The organism is Aurantimonas sp. E1-2-R+4 (assembly GCF_036549515.1).
In the GTDB taxonomy this organism is placed as follows: Bacteria; Pseudomonadota; Alphaproteobacteria; order Rhizobiales; family Rhizobiaceae; genus Aurantimonas; species Aurantimonas coralicida_A.
Window position 1 is genome coordinate 33,293 of record NZ_JAZHLK010000005.1, and the last position, 11,993, is coordinate 45,285.

The following is an 11,993-nucleotide window of genomic DNA, read 5'->3' on the forward strand; positions in this document are numbered from 1 at the left end:
CGACGGACATAACGCCGTGGTGACGTTCGACCCGGAAATCGGCATGCTGCGCGGCGAGTTTGTCGGCCTGAACGGCGGAGCCGATTTTTATGCCTCCAGCGTTGAAGCCTTGCAGCAAGAAGGGCGCCTCTCGCTCAAGGTGTTCTTGGACATGTGCGAGGAACAAGGCATCGAGCCGTTTCGAAAATTCTCCGGCAAGTTCAATGTTCGTCTTGCGTCCGAACTCCACGAAGCGGCGGTCCAAGCCGCGCGCGCCGAGAACAAGAGCCTGAACGAATGGGTCGCCGAGGCGATCGATCATGCCACGAAGGCGGGGTGATCGATTTGGCGGGTTTGTCCACCCTCGTTCCGAAGGCGCTCGAGGCCGGCACGCCCGCCGTCCTCGTCACGATCATCCGCGCGCTCGGCTCGACGCCCCGCGAAGCGGGTGCGGCGATGCTGGTGACACCGTCGCAGTTTGCGGGCACGATCGGCGGCGGACGGCTCGAATTCGATGCGATCGAGCGGGCGCGGGCGATGCTGGTTTCCGGCGAGACCGAGGCGGTGATGGACGTCCCGCTCGGACCGGAGATCGGCCAGTGCTGCGGCGGGCGGGTGGAGCTGTCGCTGCGCCGGGCGAACGAAGCCCTGCTTTCGGAACTGGAGACGCTCGAGGCGCGCGAGAAGGCGGAGCGGCCGCTGGCGCTGATCTTCGGCGCGGGGCATACGGGCCGGGCGCTCGCCGCAGCCCTGGCGCTATTGCCGGTTCGCGTGCGCCTCGTCGACAGCCGGCCGGAGACCTTGGTCGGCCTGCCCGAGGCGGTCGAGACCGCCGCCGCCGCGCTGCCGGAGGCCGAGGTCGCGGCCGCTCCCGCCGGCACGGCCTTCGTCGTGATGACCCACGCGCATTCGCTGGATTTTCTGATTGCTGCAGCAGCCTTGGCGCGGGGCGACGCCGCCTATGTCGGCATGATCGGCTCGGCGACGAAGCGCGAACGGTTTCGCCGCTATCTCGTGGAGGAGGGACGGGACGCCGACGTCGCCCGGCTGACGCTGCCGATCGGCGGAGCCGCGCTGCATGACAAGCGCCCCGAGGTGATCGCCGCATTGACGGTGGCGGAGCTGGCCGTTTGCCTGCTTTCCGATCAACAGGAAAAGCTGATCGATCGCTTTGCGGCGCGCAACGGGCGATGTCATAGTGACGGGGTCAGATCAACGGGATGACCCACATCGACATGGCGCCGCGCCTGCAGCTCTCCGGCATCACCAAGCGCTTCCCGGGCGTCGTCGCGAACGATCAGGTATCGTTCTTAGTGGCGCCCGGCGAGATCCATGCGCTGCTAGGCGAGAACGGCGCCGGCAAGTCGACGCTGGTGAAGATCATCTACGGCGTGCAGAAGGCGGACGAGGGCACGATGGCCTTCGACGGGACACCGGTCGCGATCCACTCGCCGCGCGAGGCCCGGGCGCTCGGCGTCGGCATGGTGTTCCAGCACTTCTCGCTGTTCGAGGCGATGACCGTCCTGGAGAATATCGCCCTCGGCATGGACAACCCGCCGCCGCGCCGGGAATTGGAAGCCGCGATCCGGGAGGTGCTCGCCTCCTACGATCTGACGCTCGATCCGCATCGCGTCGTCCACACGCTGTCGGTCGGCGAACGGCAGCGGATCGAGATCGTGAGGGCGCTGTTGCAGCGGCCGAAGCTCTTGATCATGGACGAGCCGACCTCGGTCCTGACCCCGCAGGAAGTCGGGCAATTGTTCGAGACGCTGCGCCGCCTTGCCCGCGAGGGCTGCTCGATCCTGTATATTTCCCACAAGCTGCACGAGATCAAGGAACTCTGCGAGACGGCGACGATCCTCAGAGGTGGCAAGGTGGTGGCCACCTGCGATCCCCGCGAAGAGTCGGCGCGCTCGATGGCCGAACTGATGATCGGCGGCGATCTAAAGGATCTGTCTGGTAAGGCGGCCGGTGTTAACGGCGAGGTCCGCTTTGCCGTTAGCGATCTGTCGGCGCCGGGCGAGCCGCCCTTCGGCACCAGCCTCAAGGATATCTCCTTTACCGTGCGCTCCGGCGAACTTCTGGGCATCGCGGGTGTTGCCGGCAACGGCCAGAATGAACTGCTTCAGGTGCTGTCGGGCGAGCGAATGGCCGGCGTAACCGGCAAGATCATGATCGACGGCGGCACGATTTCGAACCGCTCGGTCGACGGGCGGCGGGCCTTCGGGCTGGCGACCGTGCCGGAAGAGCGCAACGGCCACGCCGCAGTGCCGGGCCTGTCGCTTGCCGAGAACGCGGTTCTGTCCGCGCGAAAGCGCATGGGGCTTGCCGCCGGCGGCATCATCAAGGCTGGCGCCGCGCGCGCCTACGCGGCCTCCGTCATCGATGCCTTCTCGGTCAAGGCGACGGGGCCGGGCGCCTTGGCGGGAAGTCTGTCCGGCGGCAATCTGCAGAAATTCGTGATGGGCCGCGAAATCATGCAGGACCCCGCCGTGCTCGTCGTCTCGCAGCCGACCTGGGGCGTCGACGCGGGCGCTGCCGCGTTCATCCGCCAGGCAATGATCGACCTCGCCGCCAAGGGCGCGGCGATCGTCGTCGTCAGCCAGGATCTCGACGAATTGCTCGAACTCTGCGACCGGATCGCCGTCATCAACGAGGGGCGGCTGTCGGAGCCGATGGATGTCCAGGGAATTTCCATCGAGCGGGTCGGTCTTTTGATGGGCGGCATCCACGGCGCTTACGGGGACGACCACGCCGGCGCCGAGAGGGCCGCCTGATGGCCCTCGTTTTCGAGCCCCGCCGGGAGCCGAGCCGCGCCATGATGCTGACGGCCCCCGTCATCGCCGTCGTCGCGACCCTCGTCGCGGGCGCGATCGTCTTCACGTTGCTCGGCCATGACGGTCTCAAGGCGGTCTACCAGATTTTCGTCGTGCCGCTGTTCAATCCCTATCGCTGGCAGGATCTTCTGGTGAAAGCCGCGCCGCTGGCGATCATCGCGACGGGCCTGGCCATCGGCTTTCGCGCCAACATCTGGAATATCGGCGCCGAGGGACAGTACATCCTGGGCGGGCTCGCCGGCACCGGCGTCGCCTTGCTGACTCTTGACGTCGAAGGCTTCTGGGTCCTGCCCGTCATGATCGCGGCCGGCATCCTCGGCGGCATGGTCTGGGCCGGCGTACCGGCCTTCCTCAAGACGCGGCTCAACGTCAACGAGATCCTGTCGAGCCTGATGCTCAACTATGTGGCGATCCAGCTGCTCTATTATCTGATGCGCGGTCCCTGGAAAGACCCGATGGGCTTCAACTTCCCCCAGACCGCGATGTTCACCGCCGCCCAGACGCTGCCGATCGCTGTTCCGGGCACGCTGATCCATCTCGGCATACCGATCGCGGCGGCACTGGCGCTGACCGCCTGGTTCCTGATGACGCGGTCGATCACCGGGTTTCAAATCCGCGTCGTCGGGCTGGCGCCGAACGCGGCCCGCTACGGCGGCTTCCGCCAATCCTCGACGGTCTGGTTGGCGCTGCTGGTCGGCGGCGGCCTCGCCGGCCTTGCCGGAATTCTCGAGGCGTCCGGCCCTTTCGGCCAGATGGTGCCGCAATTTCCCACCGGCTACGGCTATACGGCGATCATCGTCGCCTTTCTCGGACGGCTCAATCCGCTCGGCATCCTCGTCGCCGCGCTGGTGCTGGCGCTCACCTATGTCGGGGGCGAGAGCGCCCAGACGACGATCGGCCTGCCGTCGGCCGCGGCCGGCGTGTTCCAGGCGATGATGCTGTTCTTCCTGCTCGCGACCGATCTTCTGGTGCGCTACCGGCTTGTCGTGCGACGCAAGGCCGGAGGCCCGTCTCCGGAGACCCGCCGTATCGAGGTGGAGCCGGCGACATGACCACAGCACTGTTCATCTCCATCCTGATGACGATCGCGGCGGCGGCGACGCCGCTCTTGATCGCCGCGCTCGGCGAACTGGTGGTGGAGAAATCCGGCGTCCTCAATCTCGGCGTCGAGGGCATGATGCTGATCGGCGCCGTTACCGGCTTTGCCATCGCCTATACCACCGGCGTGCCATCGCTCGGCGCGTTGGCGGCAATGGTCGCGGGCGCCACGGCATCGCTGATCTTCGCGGTCTTGACGCTCAGCCTGATGGCCAACCAGGTGGCGACGGGTCTCGCCCTGACTATCTTCGGCACCGGCGTCTCGGCGCTATTAGGCGCACCCTATGTGGGCATCACTACCGCGACGCTCGGACCGATCTTTCCCGCCGCGCTCGCGAGCGATCCCATTGGACGGGTGATCTTCGGCCATTCGCCGCTGGTCTATCTCGGGCTCGTGCTGGCCCTCGCGATCTGGTGGTTCCTGAAGCACAGCCGCGCCGGGCTGATCCTGCGCGCGGTCGGGGAGAGCGACAGCGCCGCCCACGCGATCGGCTATCCGGTTCTCAAGGTGCGCTATCTCGCGGTCCTGTTCGGCGGCGCCATGGCCGGGCTTGCCGGCTCCTATTATTCGCTGGTGCTGACGCCGATGTGGGCGGAGCGGCTGACCGCCGGTCGCGGCTGGATCGCCATCGCGCTCGTCGTCTTCGCCTCATGGCGGCCGGGGCGGCTGGTGCTCGGCGCCTATCTCTTCGGTGCGGTCATCACGCTGGAGTTGCAGGCAAAGGCGGCCGGCTTCAATCTGTTCGCGCCGGAATTTCTTGCCAGCCTGCCCTATCTGGCAACCATCCTCGTCCTTGCCATCATTTCGGCCGGCAAGGGAAGCGTCCGAACCGCGGCGCCGGCCTGCCTCGGCCAACCGTTCCGGGCGAGCGCCTGACATCAACCCCAACCACCCCAAGGAGTCCCGCGATGTTCAACACCACTCGACGCCGACTGATGGCAGGAGCCGTCACGCTCGTTGCCGCGGTCTCGTTCGGCCTGCCGGCGACCGCGCAGGACGGCGAGAAAAAGGACAAGGTGAAGGCCGCCTTCGTCTATGTCGGCCCGGTCGGCGATTTCGGCTGGACCTATGCTCACGACCAGGGGCGCAAATATCTGGAGGAGAAGCTCGGCGACAAGGTCGAGACCACCTTTGTCGAAAATGTCGCGGAAGGGCCTGACGCCGAGCGGGTCATCCGCCAGCTCGCCCAGGACGGCAACGACATCGTCTTCACGACTTCCTTCGGCTTCATGAACCCGACCATCAAGGTCGCCAAGCAATTTCCGGACGTGAAGTTCGAGCACGCGACCGGCTACCAGACCGGCTCCGACAATATGGGCCTTTACAATTCCCGCTTCTACGAGGGTCGCGCGGTGCTCGGCACGATCGCCGGGAAGATGTCGAAGAGCGGCAAGGCCGGCTACATCGCCTCCTTCCCGATCCCGGAAGTGGTGATGGGCATCAACGCCTTCACGCTGGCGGCGCGGGCGGTGAATCCGGATTTCGAGACTCAGGTGGTCTGGGTCAACTCCTGGTACGATCCCGCCAAGGAGGCCGATGCGACCAAGGCGCTGCTCAGCCAGGGCGCCGACGTCATCACCCAGCACACCGATTCCCCTGCACCGCTGCAGGCCGCTGAGCAGGGCGGGGCCATCGCCTTCGGCCAGGCCTGGGACATGACCAGCTTCGCGCCCAACGCCCACATGACCGCCATCGTCGACAAATGGGGACCCTATTATGTCGACCGGGTGCAGGCGATGCTCGACGGCACCTGGACGGCCGACAATGTCTGGCTCGGCATGAAGGAGGGCGAGGTCGAGATGGCGCCCTTCAACGACAAGATGCCGGCCGACGTGAAGGAAGCCGCCCAGAAGATTGTCGACGACACCAAGGCCGGCACCTACGAGGTGTTCACCGGGCCGATCAAGGATCAAGCGGGCGAGGTCAAGGTCCCGGAAGGCGAGACCATGTCGGACGAGGACCTTCTGAAGATGGACTGGTACGTCGAAGGCGTGAAGAGCTGAGGCACGGCGCTCTCAAGCGCCCGACGACACGGCAAGGGGCGCTTCGCCGCCCCTTGCCGATACCGAACCCAACAGGCTCGCGCCTTCCCCGTCTCCTGAACGGCGGGCGCATGACAGCCTTATTCGAGACCTATCAGGAGGCGCCGCGACAAGGGGGCGGCGCTTCGAGGCAACTCGCGAATGTGGACCTATTTCTCCGAATGGCTGGGCTTCGCCGTGCGCTGGCTGCACGTCGTCACCGCCATCGCCTGGGTCGGCTCGTCCTTCTATTTCATCGCGCTCGACCTCGGCCTACGCAAGCCGCGCGAACTGCCAGACGGCGTCGGCGGCGAAGCCTGGCAGGTGCATGGCGGCGGCTTCTACCATCTGCGGAAATACATGGTCGCGCCGCCAGCGATGCCGGAGGACCTGACCTGGTTCAAATGGGAGAGCTATTCCACCTGGCTGTCCGGTTTCGTGCTGCTTGTCCTGATTTATTACCTCGGCGCCGATCTCTATCTGATCGATCCGGAAAAGGCCGATCTGCCGGTCTGGGGCGCGAGCGCGCTCGGCATTGGCGGGCTGGCGCTCGGCTGGCTGGTCTATGACCGGCTGTGCAAGTCGCCACTGAAGAAGAACGACACGGCCTTGCTCGCCGTCCTGTTCGTTTACGTGGTCGCGGCGAGTTTCCTGTTCTCGGAGGTTTTCTCGGGCCGTGGCGCGATGCTCCACACCGGCGCGATGATCGCCACGCTGATGACCGCCAACGTGTTCCTCATCATCATCCCGAACCAGACAATCGTTGTCGCCGACCTCAAGGCGGGCCGCACGCCCGAGCCACGGCTCGGCCAGGAGGCCAAGCAGCGCTCGCTGCACAACAATTACCTGACGTTGCCGGTTATCTTCCTGATGCTGTCGAACCACTATCCGCTGGCCTTCGCGACGGAGTGGAACTGGGCGATCGCCGGGTTGGTGCTTTTGATCGGCGCGGTCATCCGGCACTACTTCAACACGATGCACGCGACCGGTCGGCAGCTCTGGTGGTGCTGGGCGGTCGCCGGTCTGCTCTTCGCCGCAGTTATCACCCTGTCGGGTGCGCCGGGCTGGCGGGCCGAGGCGAAGTCCGGTGAGGGTGCGGAAGCGTCGCGCCGGTGGGACGGCGACCCGGCCGTCGCGCTGGCCGCCTCGCCGCATTTCGCCGAGGCGGAGGCGATCATCCTGTCGCGCTGCTCCATGTGCCACGCCAGCGAGCCGCTGTGGCCGGGGCTCGCGACGGCGCCGAAGGATATCCGCCTGGAAACGGGAGACGACATCATCCATTACGCGTCGCTGATCGAGCGTCAGGCCGTGCGCAGCCACGCCATGCCGCCCGGCAACGTCACCGGCCTCGAACCGGCCGAACGCGAGACCCTTGCCGCGTGGATCGCATCCGGCTCCGGCCGCTATGTCGCCGACGGCGGGCAACCGTGACACGCGTCGGTGGCAGCATCGCGATCCGGGGGCGGTTGCTCTGGTTCGACGCCGACCCGGCCGAGGAGGGCGAGGGGGCGGCGGTCCGTTACATCGCGGACGGGCTGGTCGTCGTCGACAAGGGGATCATCCGCCAAGTCGGCGAAGCCGCGACGCTGCTGCCCAGACTGCGGCCCGAAACGCCGGTCGCCGATCACCGGCCGCATCTGCTGATGCCCGGCTTCATCGACCCGCATCTGCACATGCCGCAAACGCAGGTGATCGCCTCCTACGGCACCGAGTTGATGGAATGGCTGGCGAAATACACTTTTCCCGAGGAGAGCCGCTACGGCGACCCGGCGGTGGCGGCCGAGGGCGCGCGGTTCCTCCTCAACGAGCTTCTGGCGAGCGGCACGACGACGGCCGGCGTCTATTGCACCACGCATCCGGAAAGCGTCGACGCGTTCTTCACCGAGGCCGCGCGGCTAAACCTGCGCATGGTCGCCGGCAAGGTGATGATGGATCGCGGCGCGCCGCCGGCGCTGCTCGACACGGCGGAATCCGGCTATCAGCAGTCCAAGGCGCTGATCCGCAAATGGCATGGCAAGGGCCGGCTCGACTATGCCATCACGCCGCGCTTCGCGCCGACCTCGAGCGCGGCGCAACTGGAAGCCTGCGAGGCGCTTGCGGTCGAGCACCCCGACCTCCACATCCAGACCCACCTGTCCGAGAATGCTGCCGAGATCGCCTTCGTCCGGGAGGCGTTCCCCTGGTCGAAGGACTATACGGAAGTCTACGAACGCTTCGGCCTTGTCCGTCCCAGGGCGCTGTTCGGTCACTGCATCCATTTGTCGCAGCGCGAGCGCGAGGCGCTCGCCAAAAAGGGCGCGACGGCAGTGTTCTGTCCGACCTCGAACCTCTTCCTCGGCTCGGGGCTGTTCGATCTCGCTGCCGCGCGCGCCGCCGGCATCAAGGTGGGGCTCGCGACCGACATTGGCGGCGGCACCAGCTATTCGATGCTGCGGACCGCGGCCGAAGCCTACAAGGTGCTGGCGCTGCAGGGCCAGAAGCTGCCCGCCTTCGACGCCTTTCACATGCTGACCGCCGGCAATGCGGCGGCGATGGGGCTCGACAACCGGATCGGGCGTATCGCGCCGGGGCTCGAGGCCGACCTCGTCGTCCTCGATACCTGCGCGACCTCGGCCATGCGCCGGCGCATGGCGCGGGTCGAGACGTTGGAGGAAGAGCTGTTCGCGCTAATGATCCTCGGCGACGAACGCGCCACTGTCGCGACCTATGCGCACGGCCACCGCGTCTATGACCGCGGGGCGGCGGCTTCGAAGCCATTGCCGCCGCGTCCCGACCATGCGCCTGTGACGGGACCGGAGCAGGCCGGCGAAGCGGCGCAGTAGCAGGTCGCATCCGGTAAATATCGCCCACCCACCGCGACAAATGCGTGTTCGCGGCTATCTCCCCTGCAGACAAGGCGACGGCGCCAAATGGTGCTGGCCTGAAGCCGGCAAGCAAGGGAGAAGCGGATGCGACTGGTACGATACGGCGAGAGCGGCGCGGAAAAGCCGGGTCTGATCGACGACGAAAACGTTCTTCGCGATCTGTCGGAGGAGGTCGAGGACATTGCTGGCGAGACGCTCTCTCGGGCGGGGCTGGAGCGGCTGCGCGCGCTCAATCCCAAGGGCTTGGCCAAAGTGGACCCGTCGCACCGCATCGGTCCGCCGGTCGGCCGGGTCGGGAACTTCATCGCGGTGGGGCTTAACTATGCCGACCACGCCAAGGAGTCCGGGATGGACATTCCGGCGGAGCCGATCCTGTTCAACAAGGCGCCGTCTTCGATCGTCGGGCCGCATGACGACGTGATCGTCCCGAAGGGCTCGGACCGGCTCGACTGGGAGGTCGAGATCGCCATCGTGATCGGCGAAGAGGCGCTCTATGTGTCGCAAGAACAGGCGATGGACCACGTCGCCGGCTTTTGCCTGTGCAACGACGTCTCGGAGCGCACCTTCCAGACGCAGCGCGGCGGACAGTGGATGAAGGGCAAGAGCGCCCCCAGCTTCGGCCCACTCGGCCCCTGGCTGGTCACGCCCGATGCGCTCGGCGACCCGCAGGCGGTCGATCTTTGGCTCGACGTCAATGGCGAGCGCATGCAGACCGGCTCGACCGCGACGATGATTTTCCCGATCACCACGCTGGTCTCCTACATCTCGCAATTCATGCGCCTGATGCCGGGCGACGTGATCATCACCGGAACCCCGCCCGGCGTCGGCATGGGAATGAAGCCGGAGCGCTATCTCAAGCCCGGCGACATCATCACGTTGGGCGGTCGGGGCTTGGGCGAGCAACGCCAGACGGTACAGGCCTTCGCGGGGTGAGCGTCGCCAAGGCCGGTTGGACTTTCATCGGGTTCGCCGGAACAACCTGCCCGTTTCGACCCTTAATCTGATCGAGCGGGTCATTTCGCGTTCCGTAACGGTAGCCGAGACTGGACATGGGACGAAGGTTTCCTATCCCTTAAGGTTCGGAGCTTTTCGCGCGGGAGCGTTGCCTCCGCGCATCGTCTTTCCTGACTGTTGAACCTGAAGGCCGTCCATGGACAAACCCGTTGCCGCCGCCCGTCAGCCGAAAAAAGCCCCGACAGCCAAGGCCGCCGAGAGCGAAGCTCGCCTCTTGGCGCTGGCCGAAAACCGCATCGTCATCGAGGGCGTCGCGCCGGAGATTGATGGCGGTCGCTTCGCGGTCAAGCGCGTCGAGGGCGAGAAGCTGGTCGTCTCCGCCGATGTATTTTCCGACGGGCACGACGAAATCGCCGCGGCGGTCGTCTACGGCTCGGCGGACGACGAGGCCTGGAGCGAGACGCCGCTGACATTCGTCGCGAACGACCGCTGGTCGGCGGACATCGTCTTCGAGGTTCCAGGCCCCTATCGCTTTTCGATTATCGCCTGGCGCGACCTCTATGCGACATGGCGCGACGAGGCGACGAAGAAGCGCGACGCGGGCAAACTGAGCGACCTGGAACTGACCGAAGCGCGTGAACTCGTCAAAAACGCGGCGACGTCAGGGCGTGGCTCCAAGGCCGATCAGAAAGCGGTGGCGAAGCTTCACGACAAGCTGGAAAAGCTCAGCGCCAAGGGCGACGCCGACGGCCAGTACGCGCTGATGCAGGCCGCCGACACGATCGCGCTGCTCGACGCCGCCGGCCACCGCACGCATCTGTCGCGCTATCCGATCGAGGTTCCGGTCTGGGTCGATCGCACCGCCGCGGCGTTTTCGGCCTGGTACGAACTGATGCCGCGCTCGCAGTCCGGTGACGCGAGCCGGCACGGCACCTTCGACGACGTTATCAAGCGTCTGCCCGACATTCAGGAGATGGGCTTCGACGTTCTGTATTTTCCGCCGATCCATCCGATCGGAAGCACCAACCGCAAGGGCAAGAACAATACACTGACGCCGGGGCCTGACGATCCCGGCAGTCCTTATGCGATCGGCTCGGACGAGGGCGGACACGATGCCATCCATCCCGAACTCGGCTCCTTCGAGGATTTCGCGCGGCTCATAAAAGCGGCGGGGGAGCATGGCTTGGAGATCGCGATCGACTTCGCCATCCAGTGCTCGCCGGACCATCCATGGATCAAGCAGCACCCCGAATGGTTCGACTGGCGGCCGGACGGCACCATCAAATTCGCCGAGAACCCGCCGAAGAAATACGAGGACATCGTCAACGTCCATTTCTATCGCGGCGCGCTGCCGTCGATCTGGTACGAATTGCGGGACATCGTCCTGTTCTGGCTCGACAAGGGCGTCAGGATCTTCCGCGTCGACAATCCCCACACCAAGCCGTTTCCGTTCTGGGAATGGATGATCGCGGAGGTGCGCAAGGTCGATCCCGGCGTGGTGTTCCTCGCCGAGGCCTTCACCCGGCCGAAGGTGATGAAGCGGCTCGGCAAGGTCGGCTACAACCAGTCCTATTCCTATTTCACCTGGCGCAACGCCAAGGCGGAGCTGACCGAGTATCTGACCGAGCTGACGCGCACGGAAGCGGCCGAATACATGCGGCCGAACTTCTTCGTGAATACGCCGGACATCAACCCGATCTATCTCCAGGTCAGCGGTCGGCCGGGGTTTCGCACCCGCCTCGCGCTCGCCGCGACGCTTGCCGGCAATTATGGTGTCTATTCGGGTTTCGAGCTTTGCGAGTTCCTGCCGGTTCCGGGCAGGGAAGAATATCTCAACTCCGAGAAATACGAGATTCGCGCCTTCGACTGGAAGGCCGAGGGCAATATTCGGGACGACATCGCCTTCTTCAACCGGCTGCGCCGCTCGGAAAAGGCGATGCAGGATTTCCGCAGCCTCGCCTTCTACAATTTCCACAACGACAACATCCTCTATTACGGCAAGCGGACGGCCGACCTTTCCTCCTTCCTGCTCTTCGCTGTCACACTCGATCCGCATGCGCCGCAGGGCGGCCATTTCGAAGTGCCCTTATGGGAGTTCGGGCTGCCGGACGACGGGTCGGTGATGGTCGAGGATATGGTCACCGGTCAGAGCTTCGCCTGGAAGGGCAAGGTTCAGCACTGGTGGATGAACCCGCACGACCGGCCCTACGCCGTCTTCAAGATCTCCCGCTGACACCCC

The 11,993-nt window shown here is 65.7% G+C and carries 10 protein-coding genes; all 10 read left to right on the forward strand.

The annotated features are described in order from the left end of the window. The first annotated feature begins 43 nt into the window (after positions 1 to 43). The 10 genes from VQ045_RS03865 to VQ045_RS03910 all read left to right on the forward strand — a co-directional run bounded on the left by VQ045_RS03865 (position 44) and on the right by VQ045_RS03910 (position 11,987). Positions 44 to 319, forward strand: a complete 276-nt coding sequence (locus VQ045_RS03865; protein ID WP_331829217.1) for a type II toxin-antitoxin system HicB family antitoxin — start codon at positions 44 to 46, stop codon at positions 317 to 319. Next, entirely contained in the window at positions 316 to 1,203 is an 888-nt protein-coding gene (gene xdhC, locus VQ045_RS03870; protein WP_331829218.1) for a xanthine dehydrogenase accessory protein XdhC, read from the forward strand. The genes VQ045_RS03865 and xdhC overlap by 4 nt, the downstream gene beginning before the upstream one ends. Continuing rightward, on the forward strand, positions 1,200 to 2,756 hold the full coding sequence (locus VQ045_RS03875) for an ABC transporter ATP-binding protein (RefSeq protein WP_331829219.1): 1,557 nt from the start codon (positions 1,200 to 1,202) through the stop codon (positions 2,754 to 2,756). The genes xdhC and VQ045_RS03875 overlap by 4 nt, the downstream gene beginning before the upstream one ends. Continuing rightward, complete coding sequence (locus VQ045_RS03880; RefSeq protein WP_327623169.1) at positions 2,756 to 3,868, forward strand: ABC transporter permease; 1,113 nt, start codon at positions 2,756 to 2,758, stop codon at positions 3,866 to 3,868. Before VQ045_RS03875 ends, VQ045_RS03880 begins: the two co-directional genes overlap by 1 nt. After that, positions 3,865 to 4,791, forward strand: coding sequence for an ABC transporter permease (locus tag VQ045_RS03885; protein ID WP_331829220.1), 927 nt, complete (start codon positions 3,865 to 3,867; stop codon positions 4,789 to 4,791). Before VQ045_RS03880 ends, VQ045_RS03885 begins: the two co-directional genes overlap by 4 nt. Positions 4,792 to 4,823: 32 nt before the next feature. Further along, the gene (locus tag VQ045_RS03890) at positions 4,824 to 5,918 is read left to right on the forward strand and encodes a BMP family ABC transporter substrate-binding protein (protein ID WP_327645576.1); all 1,095 of its coding nucleotides are present in this window, start codon (positions 4,824 to 4,826) and stop codon (positions 5,916 to 5,918) included. Positions 5,919 to 6,098: 180 nt separating this feature from the next. Beyond that, on the forward strand, positions 6,099 to 7,367 hold the full coding sequence (locus VQ045_RS03895; RefSeq protein WP_331829221.1) for a urate hydroxylase PuuD: 1,269 nt from the start codon (positions 6,099 to 6,101) through the stop codon (positions 7,365 to 7,367). After that, positions 7,364 to 8,758: a guanine deaminase gene (gene guaD, locus VQ045_RS03900; RefSeq protein WP_331829222.1), complete on the forward strand. Its 1,395-nt coding sequence runs from the start codon at positions 7,364 to 7,366 to the stop codon at positions 8,756 to 8,758. Before VQ045_RS03895 ends, guaD begins: the two co-directional genes overlap by 4 nt. Positions 8,759 to 8,884: 126 nt before the next feature. After that, complete coding sequence (locus VQ045_RS03905; protein ID WP_331829223.1) at positions 8,885 to 9,733, forward strand: fumarylacetoacetate hydrolase family protein; 849 nt, start codon at positions 8,885 to 8,887, stop codon at positions 9,731 to 9,733. Positions 9,734 to 9,950: 217 nt separating this feature from the next. Next, the gene (locus VQ045_RS03910) at positions 9,951 to 11,987 is read left to right on the forward strand and encodes an alpha-1,4-glucan--maltose-1-phosphate maltosyltransferase (protein ID WP_331829224.1); all 2,037 of its coding nucleotides are present in this window, start codon (positions 9,951 to 9,953) and stop codon (positions 11,985 to 11,987) included. Positions 11,988 to 11,993: the final 6 nt, after the last annotated feature.

Coding starts and splice junctions, on each gene's coding strand:
- VQ045_RS03875 (WP_331829219.1), top strand. CDS start 1,200: ATGACCCACATCGACATGGCGCCGCGCCTGCAGCTCTCCGGCATCACC.
- VQ045_RS03905 (WP_331829223.1), top strand. CDS start 8,885: ATGCGACTGGTACGATACGGCGAGAGCGGCGCGGAAAAGCCGGGTCTG.
- VQ045_RS03885 (WP_331829220.1), top strand. CDS start 3,865: ATGACCACAGCACTGTTCATCTCCATCCTGATGACGATCGCGGCGGCG.
- VQ045_RS03865 (WP_331829217.1), top strand. CDS start 44: ATGCTGCGCGGCGAGTTTGTCGGCCTGAACGGCGGAGCCGATTTTTAT.
- VQ045_RS03880 (WP_327623169.1), top strand. CDS start 2,756: ATGGCCCTCGTTTTCGAGCCCCGCCGGGAGCCGAGCCGCGCCATGATG.
- VQ045_RS03910 (WP_331829224.1), top strand. CDS start 9,951: ATGGACAAACCCGTTGCCGCCGCCCGTCAGCCGAAAAAAGCCCCGACA.
- VQ045_RS03890 (WP_327645576.1), top strand. CDS start 4,824: ATGTTCAACACCACTCGACGCCGACTGATGGCAGGAGCCGTCACGCTC.
- VQ045_RS03895 (WP_331829221.1), top strand. CDS start 6,099: ATGTGGACCTATTTCTCCGAATGGCTGGGCTTCGCCGTGCGCTGGCTG.